This window comes from Arthrobacter sp. ES3-54 (assembly GCF_029504395.1).
Lineage (GTDB): Bacteria > Actinomycetota > Actinomycetes > Actinomycetales > Micrococcaceae > Arthrobacter.
In genome coordinates, this window is sequence record NZ_JAQFIF010000002.1 from 510,054 (window position 1) to 525,649 (window position 15,596).

17 protein-coding genes, 6 tRNA genes and 1 riboswitch are annotated in these 15,596 nt (G+C 67.5%); of the genes, 7 read left to right on the forward strand and 16 right to left on the reverse strand.

The genetic code is table 11. The annotated features are described in order from the left end of the window. Positions 1-91 precede the first annotated feature (91 nt). A complete protein-coding gene (locus tag M2428_RS05565; RefSeq protein WP_277524548.1) occupies positions 92-736 on the forward strand; it encodes a TIGR03085 family metal-binding protein in 645 nt (214 codons plus the stop codon). 98 nt (positions 737-834) lie between these two features. Here the strand turns inward: M2428_RS05565 and hisF are convergent, their stop codons facing one another. From hisF to M2428_RS05640, 15 genes are all read right to left on the reverse strand, one after another. Beyond that, positions 835-1,611: an imidazole glycerol phosphate synthase subunit HisF gene (hisF, locus tag M2428_RS05570; RefSeq protein WP_090581810.1), complete on the reverse strand. Its 777-nt coding sequence runs from the start codon at positions 1,609-1,611 to the stop codon at positions 835-837. Between the two features lie 85 nt (positions 1,612-1,696). Continuing rightward, complete coding sequence (gene hisG, locus M2428_RS05575) at positions 1,697-2,539, reverse strand: ATP phosphoribosyltransferase (protein ID WP_090581988.1); 843 nt, start codon at positions 2,537-2,539, stop codon at positions 1,697-1,699. 104 nt (positions 2,540-2,643) lie between these two features. Beyond that, positions 2,644-2,907 (reverse strand): phosphoribosyl-ATP diphosphatase, encoded by a 264-nt coding sequence (locus tag M2428_RS05580; RefSeq protein WP_018772463.1) that lies wholly within the window; start codon positions 2,905-2,907, stop codon positions 2,644-2,646. Positions 2,908-3,073: 166 nt separating this feature from the next. Next, positions 3,074-3,559, reverse strand: coding sequence for a 6,7-dimethyl-8-ribityllumazine synthase (ribH, locus tag M2428_RS05585; protein ID WP_018772462.1), 486 nt, complete (start codon positions 3,557-3,559; stop codon positions 3,074-3,076). Positions 3,560-3,700: 141 nt separating this feature from the next. After that, the gene (gene ribA, locus M2428_RS05590) at positions 3,701-4,363 is read right to left on the reverse strand and encodes a GTP cyclohydrolase II (protein ID WP_277524549.1); all 663 of its coding nucleotides are present in this window, start codon (positions 4,361-4,363) and stop codon (positions 3,701-3,703) included. Positions 4,364-4,409: 46 nt separating this feature from the next. Continuing rightward, a complete protein-coding gene (gene ribB / locus M2428_RS05595) occupies positions 4,410-5,129 on the reverse strand; it encodes a 3,4-dihydroxy-2-butanone-4-phosphate synthase (RefSeq protein ID WP_277524467.1) in 720 nt (239 codons plus the stop codon). Then, positions 5,126-5,812, reverse strand: coding sequence for a riboflavin synthase (locus tag M2428_RS05600; RefSeq protein WP_277524469.1), 687 nt, complete (start codon positions 5,810-5,812; stop codon positions 5,126-5,128). The genes ribB and M2428_RS05600 overlap by 4 nt, the downstream gene beginning before the upstream one ends. Next, complete coding sequence (gene ribD / locus M2428_RS05605) at positions 5,812-6,927, reverse strand: bifunctional diaminohydroxyphosphoribosylaminopyrimidine deaminase/5-amino-6-(5-phosphoribosylamino)uracil reductase RibD (protein ID WP_277524470.1); 1,116 nt, start codon at positions 6,925-6,927, stop codon at positions 5,812-5,814. The genes M2428_RS05600 and ribD overlap by 1 nt, the downstream gene beginning before the upstream one ends. A gap of 116 nt (positions 6,928-7,043) precedes the next feature. Next, entirely contained in the window at positions 7,044-7,742 is a 699-nt protein-coding gene (gene pnuC / locus M2428_RS05610) for a nicotinamide riboside transporter PnuC (RefSeq protein ID WP_277524471.1), read from the reverse strand. A 94-nt stretch (positions 7,743-7,836) separates the two neighbouring features. Continuing rightward, positions 7,837-7,986, reverse strand: a riboswitch (FMN riboswitch). 109 nt (positions 7,987-8,095) lie between these two features. Next, positions 8,096-8,752 (reverse strand): ribulose-phosphate 3-epimerase, encoded by a 657-nt coding sequence (rpe, locus tag M2428_RS05615; RefSeq protein WP_277524472.1) that lies wholly within the window; start codon positions 8,750-8,752, stop codon positions 8,096-8,098. 81 nt (positions 8,753-8,833) lie between these two features. Further along, complete coding sequence (locus tag M2428_RS05620) at positions 8,834-10,435, reverse strand: transcription antitermination factor NusB (protein ID WP_277524473.1); 1,602 nt, start codon at positions 10,433-10,435, stop codon at positions 8,834-8,836. Next, positions 10,432-11,352 carry a methionyl-tRNA formyltransferase gene (gene fmt, locus M2428_RS05625; protein ID WP_277524474.1) on the reverse strand — a complete coding sequence of 307 codons (921 nt, stop codon included), beginning with the start codon at positions 11,350-11,352 and terminating at the stop codon, positions 10,432-10,434. Before fmt ends, M2428_RS05620 begins: the two co-directional genes overlap by 4 nt. Continuing rightward, on the reverse strand, positions 11,349-11,921 hold the full coding sequence (gene def / locus M2428_RS05630) for a peptide deformylase (RefSeq protein ID WP_277524475.1): 573 nt from the start codon (positions 11,919-11,921) through the stop codon (positions 11,349-11,351). The genes fmt and def overlap by 4 nt, the downstream gene beginning before the upstream one ends. Before the next feature lie 138 nt (positions 11,922-12,059). Then, positions 12,060-12,905 carry a cytochrome gene (locus M2428_RS05635; RefSeq protein ID WP_277524476.1) on the reverse strand — a complete coding sequence of 282 codons (846 nt, stop codon included), beginning with the start codon at positions 12,903-12,905 and terminating at the stop codon, positions 12,060-12,062. A gap of 86 nt (positions 12,906-12,991) precedes the next feature. Continuing rightward, a tRNA-Val gene (locus M2428_RS05640) sits at positions 12,992-13,063 on the reverse strand. A 367-nt stretch (positions 13,064-13,430) separates the two neighbouring features. Here M2428_RS05640 and M2428_RS05645 point away from each other — a divergent pair. The 6 genes from M2428_RS05645 (at position 13,431) to M2428_RS05670 (ending at position 14,442) form a co-directional block, all read left to right on the forward strand. Next, positions 13,431-13,503, forward strand: a tRNA-Gly gene (locus tag M2428_RS05645). 46 nt (positions 13,504-13,549) lie between these two features. Beyond that, positions 13,550-13,620, forward strand: a tRNA-Cys gene (locus M2428_RS05650). A gap of 39 nt (positions 13,621-13,659) precedes the next feature. Further along, positions 13,660-13,734 (forward strand) — tRNA-Val (locus M2428_RS05655). A gap of 57 nt (positions 13,735-13,791) precedes the next feature. After that, positions 13,792-13,864, forward strand: a tRNA-Gly gene (locus M2428_RS05660). 39 nt (positions 13,865-13,903) lie between these two features. Further along, a tRNA-Val gene (locus M2428_RS05665) sits at positions 13,904-13,975 on the forward strand. 179 nt (positions 13,976-14,154) lie between these two features. Next, positions 14,155-14,442, forward strand: a complete 288-nt coding sequence (locus tag M2428_RS05670; RefSeq protein WP_277524477.1) for an antitoxin — start codon at positions 14,155-14,157, stop codon at positions 14,440-14,442. Between the two features lie 96 nt (positions 14,443-14,538). On the opposite strand, the gene zapE is transcribed toward M2428_RS05670, so the two are convergent. Further along, entirely contained in the window at positions 14,539-15,576 is a 1,038-nt protein-coding gene (zapE, locus tag M2428_RS05675; RefSeq protein WP_277524478.1) for a cell division protein ZapE, read from the reverse strand. Positions 15,577-15,596 lie beyond the last annotated feature (20 nt).

A 15,596-nucleotide genomic window follows, 5' to 3' on the forward strand; every position in this document is an offset into this window, starting at 1 on the left:
CGTGGTCCCCCGCCGGTTGATGCCGCCAGGCACGGTTGCGGCGGCGATTCCTGTGCCCACGCACGGCCGTCTCGTGCTAGTTTCACAAGTGATGCATTTCGTCGAACCGTCCCGAGAAGTCCTGGCCGAAACCCTGCTTGCGGCCGGCCCTGATGCCGCCACGCTCTGCACAGGTTGGCTCACCCGCGACCTCGCCGCGCACCTGTACCTGCGCGAGCGGAAAATCGCCGTCGGACTGGGCCTGCTGATCAAGCGCCTCTCCAAGGCCTCAGACCAGGCGACTGCCGAACTGGCGCGCACGCTGAAGACCCCCGAGGACTACGCCAGGCTCATCAACGACTTCCGCGGCGGTCCCCCGGCGCTGTCCCCGCTGCGGATCAAGGCCCTGGACGAGAGCTCCAACCTGATCGAGTACTTTGTGCACACCGAGGACGTGCGCCGCGCCGTGGACCGCTGGGCCCCGCGGGCCCTGGACCAGGCCTACTCGGACGCCCTGTGGGATGAGCTCGTCAAGCGGGCCGCGATCCTGTACCGCGGCGTGGATCTGGGCATTGTGCTGGTGAGCCCCTCCGGGCCGCGGCACGTGGCCAAACGCGCCCCCGTCTCGGTGGCCATCGTCGGCGAGCCGGGCGAACTGCTCATGCACGCCCACGGCCGCACCCGCCACGCCCTCGTGACGTTCGAAGGCCAGCCGGACGCCGTCGCGCTCCTGCAGTCCGCCGAAGTCGGCCTCTAACTCCCCCTCCGCAAAACCAAACAACGCGGGGTCTCCGACTGCCCGTATCCCCTCCGGGATGGGCGGTCAGTGACCCCGCGCTACTACATGAAGGTGAATCAGCGGACTTCGAAGCCTGCCTCGCGGATCGCGGCCTTGACCTGCGCGATCATGTCCAGCGGGCCGAAGTGGAAGACGGAGGCCGCCAGGACAGCGTCGGCGCCCGCTGCCACGGCCGGCGGGAAGTGCTCCGGTTTGCCGGCGCCGCCGGAGGCGATGAGCGGGACCTTGACCCCGGCCCGCGCCAGGCGGATCAGTTCCAGGTCGAAGCCGTCCTTGGTGCCGTCGGCGTCGATCGAGTTCAGCAGGATTTCACCCACGCCGCGGTCGGCCGCTTCCCGTGCCCAGGCGATGGCATCGATTCCGGTCCCCTGCCGTCCGCCGTGGGTGGTGACCTCGAAGCCGGACGCTGTGGGCTGCGAGCCCGGACGGGTGCGCCTGGCGTCGAGGGAGAGCACCAGGACCTGGGAACCAAAGTGCCGGGTGATCTCGTCGATCACGTCCGGCCGGGCCACGGCCGCGGTGTTGATGGCGGCCTTGTCCGCGCCGCAGCGCAGGAGTTTGTCCACCTCAGCCACGCCGCGGACGCCGCCGCCCACCGTCAGCGGAATGAAGACTTCCTCGGCGGTGCGGCGGACGACGTCGAACGTGGTCTCCCGGTTGCCGGAGGACGCCGTGACGTCAAGGAAGGTCAGCTCGTCGGCGCCGCTGTTGTCGTAACGGTGCGCCAGTTCCACCGGGTCCCCGGCGTCGCGGAGGCCCTCAAAGTTGATGCCCTTGACCACACGGCCGGCATCGACGTCGAGGCACGGGATGACGCGCACGGCAACAGTCATGACTTCTCCTGATGTTTGCTGGAGGGTAATTGCGGCAGGGGTGATTGCTGGAGGTATTCGCTGGCCAGGCCCGGCGGGTGGGCGCCTAGATGCGGCAGGCGTGGATGCTGCTGACCAGGATGGCGCGGGCGCCGAGGTCATAGAGCTCGTCCATGATCCGGTTGGTTTCCCGCTTGGGCACCATCGAGCGGACGGCAACCCAGTCCGAATCGCGCAGCGGCGAGACGGTGGGCGATTCCAGCCCCGGGGTGAGTGCGGCGGCCTGCTCCACGAGTTCCTTGCGGATGTCGTAGTCCATCATCACGTACTGCCGGGCCACGAGGACGCCCTGGAGCCTGCGGATCAGCACCTCAGTGGCCGGGTTCTGCTCGCCCTTGCGGCCGATCAGCACTGACTCGGAATTGAGGATCGGCTCGCCGAAGATCTCCATGCCGGCGGCCTTGAGCGTGGTGCCGGTCTCGACGACGTCGGCGATCGCGTCCGCGACGCCGAGGCGGACGGAGGATTCCACGGCGCCATCGAGGCGGACCACTTTGGCGTTGATGCCCCGCTCGGCCAGGTAGCCGCGCAGCAGTCCGTCGTAGCTCGTGGCCAGGCGCTTGCCTTCGAGCTGGGCGACGTTGCTGAAGTCGCCGATCGGGCCGGCGAAGCGGAAGGTGGAAGCGGCAAAGCCCAGCGGCAGCAGCTCCTCAGCCTCGACCTCTGCGTCCAGCAGCAGGTCGCGGCCGGTGATGCCGACGTCGAGCGTTCCCTGGCCCACGTACACGGCAATGTCGCGGGGGCGGAGGAAGAAGAATTCAATATCGTTGTCCGGGTCCACCATGACCAGCTCGCGGGTATCGCGGCGCTGGCGGTAGCCGGCCTCAGCCAGCATGGCCGCGGCAGCTTCGGACAGGGATCCCTTGTTCGGGACGGCAACTCTCAGCATGGGAAAAGTCTTTCTTGGGTTCGGAAGGATCTGTGGGGGCACATCGGCCACGCGGTGCACGGGATCCGCCAGCGAAGTCATAGCGGTTTCCGGTGCGGGCGCGGCTAAAGATGCTTGTAGACGTCTTCCAGGGTGAGTCCTTTGGCGAGCATCAGAACCTGCAGGTGGTACAGCAGCTGCGAAATTTCCTCGGCCGCGGCTTCATCGGACTCATACTCGGCAGCCATCCAAACCTCGGCTGCTTCCTCCACGACCTTCTTGCCGATGCCATGGACTCCGGAATCCAGTTCGGCGACGGTGCGGGAGCCCTCCGGGCGGACGGCTGCCTTTTCACTCAGTTCTGCGAACAGCGACTCGAAATTCTTCACGCCCCCAAGCCTACTTGCTCCCGGCGCGGGAACGCCCGCCGGGCCGTTGCATGACGGAGGGGATGTGAGGCGACACACATGCAACACGGCCAACACGGCCGGCGCGGGCGGCCAGGGTGGCGCCCGCGCCGGCCGCGGCTGCAGCTTAAGGGCTCAGCTCGAGGGTTTAGCCGAACTGCTTGAGGGTCACGGCGGTGGCCAGGGCGGCGGTAACTGCCTCGTGCCCCTTGTCCTCGGTGGATCCCGGCAGGCCGGCCCGGTCGATCCCCTGCTGCTCGGTGTCGCACGTCAGCACGCCGAAGCCCACGGGAACGCCGGTGCGGACGCTGACCTCGGTCAGGCCCAGGGTGGCTGCCTCGCAGACATATTCGAAGTGCGGCGTACCGCCCCGGATGACGACCCCGAGCGCGACGACGGCGTCGAAGTGCGGTGCCAGCCGGGCCGCAGCGACAGGGAGCTCAAACGTGCCGGGCACGCGCAGGACCGTCGGCTCATTGATCCCGGCGTCCTTTGCGGCGCGCAGGGCGCCGTCGAGCAGTCCGTCCATGATCTGGGTATGCCAGCTCGCGGCCACAATGGCCAGTTTGAGCCGTGAGGTTTCCTCCGGCTTGAACGTGCTGAGGTCGATCTGGGGGGCGCCGTGGCCGCTCATAGGGTATTCCTTGCTGTTGAGTCTGGTGGTTGGGCCGCTGGCCTGCCAGCCGCGCTGCCGGCCGTCCTGGGCAGGACGGCCGGACAGGCTGGCAGGGAACGCGGGGCGAAGCGGGTTGGGGCGGCCTGCAGGGCCTCCCGGTCAATCCTGGTCGGGCTCGAATCCGGGCAGGCTGGCGGCCGGCGCGGGTTCACCGTCCAGGACCAGGAGATGGTCCATCCGGTCCTTCTTGGTCTGCAGGTAGCGGATGTTCTGCTCCCGGGAGGGAACCTCCGTGGGGACCATCTCCACCACCTTGACGCCTGCCTGGGCGAGCCGGTCCTGCTTGTCCGGGTTGTTGCTCAGGAGCCTGATCTCGTGGAGTCCCATCTCCGCGAGGATCTGGGCGGCGGCCTTGTAGCAGCGCGCGTCAACCGGCAGCCCGAGCTGCTCGTTGGCCTCCACGGTGTCAAACCCGGCCTCCTGCAGGGCGTAGGCCTTCATCTTGTTCGCCAGGCCGATCCCTCGGCCCTCCTGGCCGCGCAGGTAGAGCAGGGTGCCGCCGAGTTCGTTGATCAGCTCAAGGGCATAGGCCAGCTGTTCGCCGCAGTCGCAGCGGTAGGAACCAAACACATCGCCGGTAAGGCACTCCGAATGGAGGCGGACTAGCGGGGCCTGGCCGTCCACCGGCGCCATCGGTGAACTGACCGCCAGGTGCTCGGCGCCGGTGGCCAGATCGGTCCAGGCCTGCGCCACGAAATCGCCAAAGGCGGTAGGCAGCTGGACGATGGGTCCTGCGCTGACCGGGTGCGGCTGGCGCGCCATGGCCATCTCTTCTCGGGTCTCCGAAGTCGTCACTATTTCTCCTCCATCAGACGGGGTCCGTTGCGTGGTTACCGTGCTGTTCAGCTTCAAGGTACGCCACCAGATCCGCAATCGAAATCAGGGGGCAACCATGCTCAAGGGCGAAGCCGCGCAATCCGTCCAGCCGCATCATTTCTCCGTTGTCGTACACAACCTCTGCTATCACTCCCACGGGCTCCAGTCCGGCCAGCCGGCACAGGTCCACGGCCGCTTCGGTGTGGCCGGGACGTTCCCGCACTCCCCCCTTAACGGCGCGGAGCGGAAAAACATGCCCGGGACGGGTCAATGAATTTGGCTGACTTTGCGGGTCCGCCAGGATCCGGGCCGTCAGGGCGCGGTCCGTGGCGGAAATTCCGGTGCTGATACCCACCGCGGCATCGCAGGACACGGTGTAGGCGGTGCCCTTGGCGTCTTCGTTGATGGCCACCATCGGCGGCAGGGCCAGGGCGTCGGCCCGGTCGGCGTCGAGCGGTACGCAGATCACTCCGGAGCTGTAGCGGACTGTCCAGCCCATCAGCGCCGGGGTCGCGTGCTCGGCGGCGAAAATGATGTCGCCTTCGTTCTCGCGGTCCTCGTTATCCACCACCAGGACGGGGCGCCCGGCTGCCATGGCGCTGATGGCGTCCTCGATCGGATCGAGGCCCACCCGGCCCGTGCCGGCAGCGGCGGAGCGGAGCGCCTCTGCCGGGCCGGGCTGGTCTTTGACATGGTCTTTGAGTCGGCTCATTTCGCGGCCTCTTCCGTGGATGCGGATTCTCCGGCGGCAACTTCGGGGGCCCTGTGCGCTGCGGGCGACGTTCCGCCGGCAAAGGACAGCAGGCGCTCGGTGTACTTCGCCAGGACGTCGACCTCAAGGTTTACGTGGCCGCCGAGGGGTTTCTGGCCCAGGCCTGTCTCGGCCAGGGTGGTGGGGATCAGCCCCACTTCAAACCAGGGGGCCGGTTCGCTGGCCGGGCTGACGGCCGCGACGGTGAGGGAGACGCCGTCAACGGCGATGGATCCCTTTTCGGCGATGTATCTGGCCAGTCCGGCCGGCACTGCGAACCGGAGCCGGTCCCAGTTGCCAAGCCCTTCACGCTCCAGGAGCTGGCCGACGCCGTCGACGTGTCCCTGCACCACGTGACCGTCCAGCCGGCCCCCGGCGGGTACGCAGCGTTCCAGATTGACGGGATCGCCCGCAGTGAGTTCTCCGATGGTGCTGCGGTCAAGGGTCTCGCCCATGACGTCGACGCTGAAGTCCCTGCCGTCGATCTGCGTCGCTGTGAGGCAGACGCCGTTGACAGCTATGGAACCACCGAGGGCGAGGCCGTCCGTGGTGCCGGGCGCGTGGAGCCGAACGGTGGCACTGCTGTCTCCGTTGCGCTCAACGGACAGCACCTTCCCCTGCTCGGCGATAATTCCGGTAAACATCAATTGCCTCCTGCGGCGGTGTCCGCGCCGTTGCGGTGCGGGGTTGTATCGGATGAAGTAGGGGTGGCGGCCTGATCGGCCGGAGTGGCCGGCCCGGCCGAAGCAGCCGGGGTAGCCGGGCGGAGATGGAGCCGGAGGTCGCGGCCGAGGACCTGGACGGCGCCCCCGGATGCCGGGTCCCATTCCCACTGCTGGGCATCGGCCAAGGTGGAGATGCCGAGGCCTTCCAGGGCGGCCGTGCCGGAACCGAGCAGTGTCGGCGCCAGGTAGACGATGAGTTCGTCCACCAGGCCGGCAGCAAGGAAAGCGCTCAGGATCCGGGAGCCCCCTTCCACCATGAGGTGCCGGACGCCGCTTGCGAACAGCTGGTCCAGGGCCTCGCGCGGATCGCGGGTGGGAAGGTGCAGGACATTGCCGTCCGCTCCGTGGATGGCGGCGTCGTCGGGAATGCCCCGGTACCCCATGACCGCGCGTAGGGGCTGTTTGCCGTCTGCTTCGCCGTCGGCATTCCGGGCGGTAAGCCGGGGGTTGTCGATCAGCACCGTCTGGGTGCCCACCAGGATGGCATCAATCCGGCCCCGCAGGGCGTGGTTGTCGGCGAGCGACTCCGGGCTGGAAATCCACTGGCTGGTGCCGTCGCTGGCAGCGATGCGGCTGTCGAGGGTCTGCGCGATATGCAGGGTGACGAAGGGTCGTTTGGCGGCGACGGCGTCGAACCAGCGTCGGTTCAGGTCCAGCGCCGCGCCGGCCGCCAGCCCGGAACGGACCCGGACGCCCGCGGCGCGGAGCGTCAGGGCCCCGCCGGCGGCCGGATCGTGGGGATCGTCAATGGCGTAGATGACGTCGGTGATCCCGGCGTCGATGATCGCCTGGGCACAGGGGCCGGTGCGCCCGCAGTGGTTGCAGGGCTCCAGGGTCACCACGATCGCAGCGCCGCGGAGGTCCAGGCCCGCCGCCTTCGCCTGGGCGATGGCGTCAGCTTCGGCGTGGGCTGTCCCGGCTCCGCGGTGGTATCCGGTGGCGAGGACCGTGCCGTCGGTCCCAACGACGACGGCGCCCACGAGCGGGTTGGCGCCCCGCGGGCCCTGCGCCGCGGCGGCGAGGGCAGCCTGCATTGCGGCATCCTCGGCAGCGCTGAATGGGGCTGAGTTGAGAAGGGCAGGGTTAGGCGGGGATGGGTTAGGCGGGGCAGCGCTGAATCCGGTGCCCAAGCCGGCGCTGTTGGGGGCGCTCACTTGGCCACCAGCGGGTCGGGGAAGGCGGTTTCGACCGTGACCGGCCGGTTCGCCAGCTTCGAGGCACGCCACCAGACGAAGAATCCGGTGAGCGTGAAGAAACCGTAGAAGAGGTACATGACGGCGCTGGCGTAGTAGCCTGCGCTGAACAGCAGCGGCACGCCGACGATGTCCACCGCCACCCAGATGAGCCAGAACTCCGTCCAGCCGCGGGCCATGCCGTATGTCGCCAGCAGCGAGCCCATGAACGTCCAGGCATCGGCCCAGACCGGCGGGTAGGACCCCAGCGAGTCGAAGAGAGGCGTCAGCGCGGCGGTCCCGGCCACGAGGCTGAGACCCAGGATGATCCGGGTCTTGTTGCTGGCCCAGCGGGGCGCGACGGCTGCCCCGCCGCCGGCGGACTGCCTGCCCTGCTGCCAGCGGTACCAGCCGTAGAGGGCGACGCCGATGAACATGACCTGGCGTCCGGCCTGGCCCCACAGCGTGGCGGGCGTGGCGGAGCCGAAGACGTTGCCCAGGAAGACCGTCAGGAGCAGTAAGTTGCCGGCGATGCCGACCGGCCATGCCCACACCCGGCGGCGCATGCCGCCGACGGCGCTGGCGAGGCCAAAGATGTTGCCTAGCACTTCACGAAGAATCAGGACAGATCCGCCTACCGGGATCTGCGCTTCGAAGAGCCATCGCAAGGGGTCCATGTGTGTGTCGTTCCTTCCCTCAAGAACCGCGATGGCTCCGGGGGTATACGACAGCACAATTATGCGGCGCCTTCTGGGCGCCGCAGTAACAGCTGTACGTGCTTCTCTCATCCAGACTTTAACTGTCGGTACCGGAATTTCACCGATTCAACCGTTTGCCGGCATCTCCCGAAGGAAGGCGCTGGCGCGCGGGTCGCGGACTGTAACCGCCGGTTCGGACTTACACCGACCCCGGAGCACGTATGTGTGTTGTTATTGTGACACAACTGCCGGCCTGCTCGGGCTATTCCCGGCCGTGCAGGTTACGGTCTGAGTCATCTTGGCGGCAGTTCCCTGCCGGGACCGTCATGGTCTCAGCGGTTGGCGGCCGCCCGGAGCCTTTCGATGGCTTCCGCCGGATCCGCGGCGCCGTAGACGGCGGAGCCCGCCACAAAGACGTTCGCTCCCGCCTCGGCGGCACGCACGATCGTCTCCTCGGTGATGCCGCCGTCGACTTGCAGCGCCACGTTGACGCCGGAGCCGTCAATGGCCGCGCGGGCCCGGCGGATCTTGGGCAGCGTCAGGTCCAGAAAGGACTGCCCGCCGAAGCCTGGCTCCACCGTCATGATCAGCAGCAGGTCCAGTTCCGGGAGCATGTCCAGGTAGGGCTCCACGGGTGTGCCCGGGCGCAGCGCCATGCCGGCCTTGGCGCCGCGGGCGCGCAGTTCCCGCGCGAGTTTGATCGGCGCGATCGAGGCTTCGGCGTGGAACGTCACAGAGGCCACCCCGGCGTCGGCGAAGCCCGGCGCCCAGCGGTCAGCGTCGGCGATCATCAGGTGGGCGTCCAGCGGCACGGGGCTGACGGCCTGGATGCGCTGCACCACGGGCAGCCCGATGGTCAGGTTGGGAACGAAGTGGTTGTCCATGACGTCCACGTGCACCGCATCGGCATTGCTGATGCGGCGCAGTTCGGCCTCAAGATTGACGAAGTCAGCCGAAAGGATGCTCGGGTTGATGCAGCACTGGGCCATGGATGTCCTTCTCGTTCGTACTTAGTTGTTCGTACTTTGCTGGTTCGTTCTTAGGTCACAGTGCCCCAGTATCAGTGAAACTCAGGCCTTCTTGTGAATCAGGGCCAGGAACATGGCGTCCGTCTGGTGCACGTGCGGCCAGAGCTGGGCGGTGAGTTCGTGCCCGGCCTCGAGGTGGCCGGTGAGGCTGACGCTGTCCAGCACGGCGCCGGCGTCGAGGAGCTCGAGGTCCTCGCGCTTGCGCAGCACATCGCTGACGACGGCGGTGGTCTCTGCCGGGTGCGGCGAGCAGGTCACGTAGGCCACCACGCCGCCGGGCTTGACGGCGTCGATCGCTGAGTTGAGCAGCTGGCGCTGCAGCGGACCAAGGTCCACGAGGTCCTTGGGCGTGCGGCGCCAGCGGGACTCCGGCCGCCGGCGCAGGGCGCCCAGGCCGGTGCATGGGACATCGACGAGGACACGGTCGAAGGATTCCGGCTGCTCGGCGCCGATGTCGCGGCCGTCGCCGGTCCTGACCTCCCAGGCGTCCCGCGGGACCGCCGACAGGGCTTGGCGAACGAGTTTGGCTCGGTGCGGGGCGAATTCGTTGGCCAGCAGGTGGGCGCCCTGCTGGCGGGCGAGGGCAGCGAGCAAGGCAGCCTTGCCGCCGGGGCCGGCGCAGAGGTCCAGCCAGCGCTCCCCCGCACTCTCGCTGTCCGTCCCGGTTTCCCCGTCGAGGGCAGCGCTGGTCTTTGTGCTAGGGCCCGTGCTGGGGCCTGCATTGGGGTTTGTGCCGAGACCGACGGCGGCCATGGCCCGGGCCACGAGCTGCGAGCCGACGTCCTGGACCCGGATGCTTCCGTCCCGGACCGAGGCGAGCCGGCCGAGGTCGCCGCCGCTGGAGAGCGCGGACCCCTCGACGAGTTCACCAGGGGTGGCCCCAATTTCGAGGGCCTCGTCCAGGCTGCCGATGCCGGGTAGTGCGACGAGGTTCACCACGGGCGCGGCGTTGTCGGCTTCGAGGAGCCCTTCAATCTCAGCGGCCGGGCGGCCGTGGGCCACGAGCGACTGGCGGAGCGCACGGACAATCCACTCGGGGTGGGCGTAGCGGATGGAGGCGATTGTGGTGGCATCGGTCTCGGTGCTGAGCAGCAGGTCGAGCCACTCGTCGAGGGTGCGGGCGGAGACTTTGCGCAGCACGGCATTGATCAGGGCCGAGGGACCGGCCCCGATCACGGCGCGGGCCAGCCCCACAGTCTGGTCCAGTGCGGCGTGGGCGGGCACGCGCATGGCGAGCAGCTGGTGCGCGCCGATCCGCAGGGCGTCCAGGATCGCGGGATCCAGCTGGTCCAGCGGGCGGTCGACGCAGCGCGCCAGAATGGCGTCGTACGTGCCCTGGCCGCGGAGGGCGCCGTAGCTGAGCTCGGTGGCGAATCCGGCGTCGCGCTTGTCCAGCCCGTGATGCCGGATCCGGGCAGGCAGCACCAGGTTCGCGTAGGCGTCCTCGGCCTCCACGGCGCGGAGCACCTCAAAGGCGACCAGCCGAGCGGGATCGGCGCGGCGGGTCCGCTGGGACGGGGCGCTCTCGGTGAAGCCGCGCTGCGGGCCGCGGTTCCGTTCCCTGCCCTGGGCGTTGCGCCGGCTGCCGCCGCGGGCGCCCTGGCCACTGCCTCGGCTGCTGCCGCTGGTCCCGGACTCGCTCATTCGAATACCACGCTTTCAAGTGTTGCCTGCCCACGCGCCCAATCAGCGGCGGCCATCATTTTCTTGCCCGCGGGCTGGACCCGCGTCAATTCCACCGGGTGCGAACCCGTCCCTACGAGGACCCGTTTCCCGTCCATGGCCAGCTGTCCGGGCCGAAGCGCGGCGGACTCCGGGGCCGGCAGCACCGGCTCCAGCTTGATCCGCTGGCCATCGAGCATGGTCCAGGCGCCGGGCTCTGGCGTGACTCCGCGGGCCCGGCGGCCGATGGCCAGTGCGGGCTGCTGCCAGTCGAGCCGGCCGTCCTCGAGGCTGAGTTTGGGGGCCAGGCTGACCTCGCCCTGTTGCGGCAGCGCGACGGCGTTGCCGGCGTCGATGGCGGACAGCGTCTGGGCCAGCAGGACCGCCCCGCTGCGGGAAAGCCGCTCGAGCAGGGCCCCGGCGGTATCGCCGGCGTGCACGGTCTCGGTAAGCGTGCCGAATACCGGACCGGTGTCCAGCCCCTCCTCGAGACGGAAGGTGACGGCGCCGGTGACGTCGTCGCCTGCGATGACGGCACGCTGCACGGGGGCGGCGCCGCGCCAGGCCGGCAGCAGGGAGAAGTGCAGGTTCACCCAACCGTGGCGGGGAACAGCGAGGGCTGAGCGGGGAATCAGGCCGCCGTAGGCAACGATCGCCGCGACGTCCGGTGCAACGGCGGCAATGCGGTCAGTGACCCCGGCATCGACTTTGGCGGCGTGGATGATCTCGATGCCGAGCTCGGCGGCCCGGGCAGCCACGGGCGACGGCGTCAGGACCCGCTTGCGTCCCAGCGGCGCGTCCGGGCGGGTGAGGACCGCGACGACGTCGAACCCGGCGTCGATCAGGGCGTCCAGGGACGGCACGGCGACGGCCGGGGTCCCCGCGAAAAGGACCCTCACGGGTTGATTCCGAAGCTGGACCCGCCAAAGCTCGTCCCGACGCTCTTCGCACGCTTGCTTGTTGTCTGTTCCGTAATGGCGTCGTAGTTGGCATTGCGGATGGCTCGCAGGGCGGCCTTGCGGTCATCGCCCTCGAGCCGGTCGGTGTACAGGATGCCATCGAGGTGGTCGGTCTCGTGCTGGAAGCAGCGGGCCAGCATGGCCTCGCCCTCAACGGCGACGGGGTTGCCATGGAGGTCCACTCCGGTCACCCGGGTATGGCGGTAGCGGCGGACCGGGAAGCCGAGGCCCGGGATGGACAGGCATCCCTCGACCTGGTCCGGCTGGAAGTCCTCGCTGTTTTCCAGCACGGGGTTGATGATGTGACCCTCGACGCCGCCGATCCGGTAGGTGAAGACGCGCAGGCTGACTCCGACCTGGGGTGCGGCCAGGCCTGCGCCCTCCACGTCCTCCATGGTTTCGGTCATATCGGCGACGAGCTTTGCCAGTTCAGGCCCGAATTCCGTCACGGGATCGGCGACTGTGCGCAGCACAGGATCCCCGATGATGCGGATATTCAAAATGGCCATGTGCAGTCTGTCCTCACGGTGAGCGGCTAGGGATCCAGTCCAGTTTAGTTGCAGCTGCCGGGCTCCTGCTCTGCGACGCCGGTTCAGGGACGCCTGTTCAGGGATGCCTGTTCAGTGCTGCCGTGCAGCGCTACCGGCTCAGCGCTTCACGGGCGGGGCCAGCGGAAGCAGTGCTGCTCCGGCGGTCGCCGTGTCGGCTGACATCTCCCACACGCGGCGCAGCGCACAGAATTTCCACCAGTGGTGTTTCAGGACCTCGGGGTTGGCCCGCTGCGGACGGACTTCGGTCTCGCCCACCGCCACGGCCAGGAGGATGGGCGACTCGCCGTGCTGCCACGCCTCCCACTCCCCCGCCACGGGATCCACGAGGCTTTCCTCTGCCTTCATGCCGGCGACGAGCTGCATGACCACCTTGTCATCCAGCGGCTTGACGGTGCCGTCCCGGCTGGTGCCCTTGGTCTTGTAGTCGATAAGGCAGGTCCTGCCATTGATCCGTGCCACGAGGTCCAGGGTGCCGGCGTAGCCGACTGTCTTGTTCCACACCGTGATCTCCGGGGCGATGGGTTCGACGTCAAACAGCTCCCACCATTCGTCGAAGCGTGCCGCGAAGGCTTCCTCACCGTTGGCGGCCAGGGCCTCGCGTGTTTCCTTCATCTGGTGCGGCCGGCCGAGCGCGCGCAGCGCAACCTGCTCGCAGTAGTTGTGGACCCGGTCGCCGCGCTTGGCGGCATCGTCCCGGTATGACTCCGCAGCCTTGGCAGCCCGGCTGACCGCCTGCCGCAGCTTGGCGGGGCTCCCCAGGATGCCGGGAAGCCCGGGATCCTGGGCCAGGCTGTTCGCACCCATGTATCCGAACCAGCCATCCAGGCCGTGCGGCTGCTGGCCGATCACCGTGGTGATGGAGGGGACGGAGAACTGTGCCGATGTGGAGCGGGCGTACATGCGGCCATAGTCCGTGGCGTGGGCGAGGAGTGGAGCGGTCATGGAAAGACTCTTTCACGGGGGTCAGACAACGGTGAAAAGCAAAATGGCCCGCCCCGCTGAGTCAGCGGAACGGACCATTTCGTTAGTGGGCGATACTGGGTTCGAACCAGTGACCTCTTCGGTGTGAACGAAGCGCGCTACCACTGCGCCAATCGCCCTAACGACATTGAATGCTAGCCCACCCGGGCGGATTTTAGAAATCGGTCCGGGGAACCCGGCTCCGCCGCTGGTGCGTACGCCGATCTTCCCCGCAGCAGTCCCTCGCAACAGACCTGCACTGGTCCTATCCAGCAGCGCTCTCCCCCGCCCCGCGCAATAGTCCGGACACCGCTGCGAGCCCCGGCTTGATACGGACTCTAATTACAGCGCTGTAATTAGCAAAATCCCCTACAACTCAAGGAAGTAGGGCCATGGAAAGGGGGTCAATGCGCCTCGATTTGTAGATTCCCGGAACCTCCTATAGAGTTCTTACTCGTTGGAACGCGAGGAAATGCCGAATGCGGCACGGAAACGCACGCCAACATTGCGGACGTAGCTCAGCTGGTAGAGCACCACCTTGCCAAGGTGGATGTCGCGAGTTCGAATCTCGTCGTCCGCTCGCAGGACACTGTCACGGCAAGGGTTCTTCGGAATCCTGTCTACACGGTGGGTTGGCCGAGAGGCGAGGCAGCGGCCTGCAAAGCCGTATACACGGGTTCGAATCCCGTACCCACCTCGGTGAAAACCCTGGTTTCCGGTTCCGGCCGGATGCAAGGGGCGATTGGCGCAGCGGTAGCGCGCTTCCCTGACACGGAAGAGGTCACTGGTTCGATCCCAGTATCGCCCACCAAAGCAAGGCAACTTGCTTGATGCAGTACCACCGGCCCAGCCGGCATGGACTAAAAATGCGGACGTAGCTCAGCTGGTAGAGCACCACCTTGCCAAGGTGGATGTCGCGAGTTCGAATCTCGTCGTCCGCTCTCTTTCATTAAAACTCCACTCCGGATCCTTCCGGTTGCGGGCGATTGGCGCAGCGGTAGCGCGCTTCCCTGACACGGAAGAGGTCACTGGTTCGATCCCAGTATCGCCCACTCACTAGAGCAGCTCCCCCGGAGCTGCTCTTTTTTGTGCATTTCAGGTCCTTCTACCCTGTGCATCCGGCCCTGGCGTCTTTTATCCTCTGGGCGGACACCCTTGGCACCCCCGCCGACGCCCGCTAGGGTAGAAAACGCTAGGAGCGATCTGGCTCCGCGACCGAAGGGAGGTGCCCGTGGGTTTACTTGACGATCTAAAGGGCAAGGCTCAGCAAGTAATTGGTGGCAACGAACAAGCCATCAAGGACGGCATCGAAAAGGCCGGCGACTTCGTCGACACTAAGACCGGCGGAAAGCACGCCGACAAGATCGATGCCGTGCAGCGGGGCGCTTCCGACTTCGTGGACAAGGCGAACGACCGGCCGGAGACGGCCCCCGTCGCCGATCAGCCTCCCGTAGCCGGCGAGCCCCGCGCAGCCGGGGAACCCCCCGTAACCGGGGAACCCCGCCAGCCAGGCCTCTGACCCAGATACGTCAGCGAGGTGCCGGTCCCGCCGAGAGGCGGCGCCGGCACCTCCGGCATTTAACGGCGATACCGGCGTAATGGAAGGGGCTCGGCGCTAGGACGGCTCGTGGTTTTGGCCCTCGCGGGCCAGCGCGGTGAGCCGGGAGACGGCGCGGAAGTACTTCTTCATGTACCCGCCGGTCATCATTTCCTCGGTGAAGAGTTGGTCGAACGGCACACCGCTGGCAAGGATGGGCACGTCTTTGTCGTACAGCCGGTCCGCCAGCACCACGAAGCGCAACGCAACGGCCTGCTCGGTAATCGTGTGCACGTTCTTCCAGACGACGCCTTCGATCCCCTCCAGCAGCTGGCGGTAACGGCTCGGGTGCACGCCGGCCAGGTGGTTGATCAAGGTGCTGAACTCATCGCGGGCCACAGTCTTGCCGTCGAATTCGGCATGCATGTGGTGGGTCAGGTCATCATTGCGCAGCGGCGCGGGCGCGGCCGGCAGGCCACGGTGGCGGAAGTCCTCGCCGTCGATCCGTACGACGTCGAACTGGTCGGCCAGCACCTGGATTTCACGGGCAAAGTCGACGGCGGCGAAGCGTCCGTCGCCGAGGGAGCCCGGCAGCGTGTTGGACGTTGCGGCAAGTTTCACACCGGCGTCGGCAAGCTCGCGCATGAGCCGGGACATGAGCACGGTGTCGCCGGGGTCATCGAGCTCAAATTCATCGATGCATACGAGCTTGTAGTGGCTCAGGGCCTCGACGGTCTTGCGGAAGGACAGGGCACCGACGAGGTTGGTGTATTCGACGAACGTGCCGAACGCCTTCGGCCCCGGGGCGGCGTGCCACAGCGACGCCAGCAGGTGGGTCTTGCCCACACCGAATCCGCCATCGAGGTAGATCCCGGCCCGGGACGTATCCTTTTTGCCGAAGAGCCGCTTGAACAGGCCGTCGCCGTCACGGGCACCCACGCCCGCCGCGAAATGCTCCAGGGCATGGACCGCACGGGCCTGGCTGGGCTGGGAGGGATCGGGCCGGTAGCTGGAAAACGACACCTCACCGAACCGCGGCGATGGATAGAACCCCTTGAGGAGTTCGTCCACGGAAACTGCCGGCGTACGGGCGGCGAGCTGTTCGATCTGTACCAAGGTGGTCCGTTCTGCTGGTC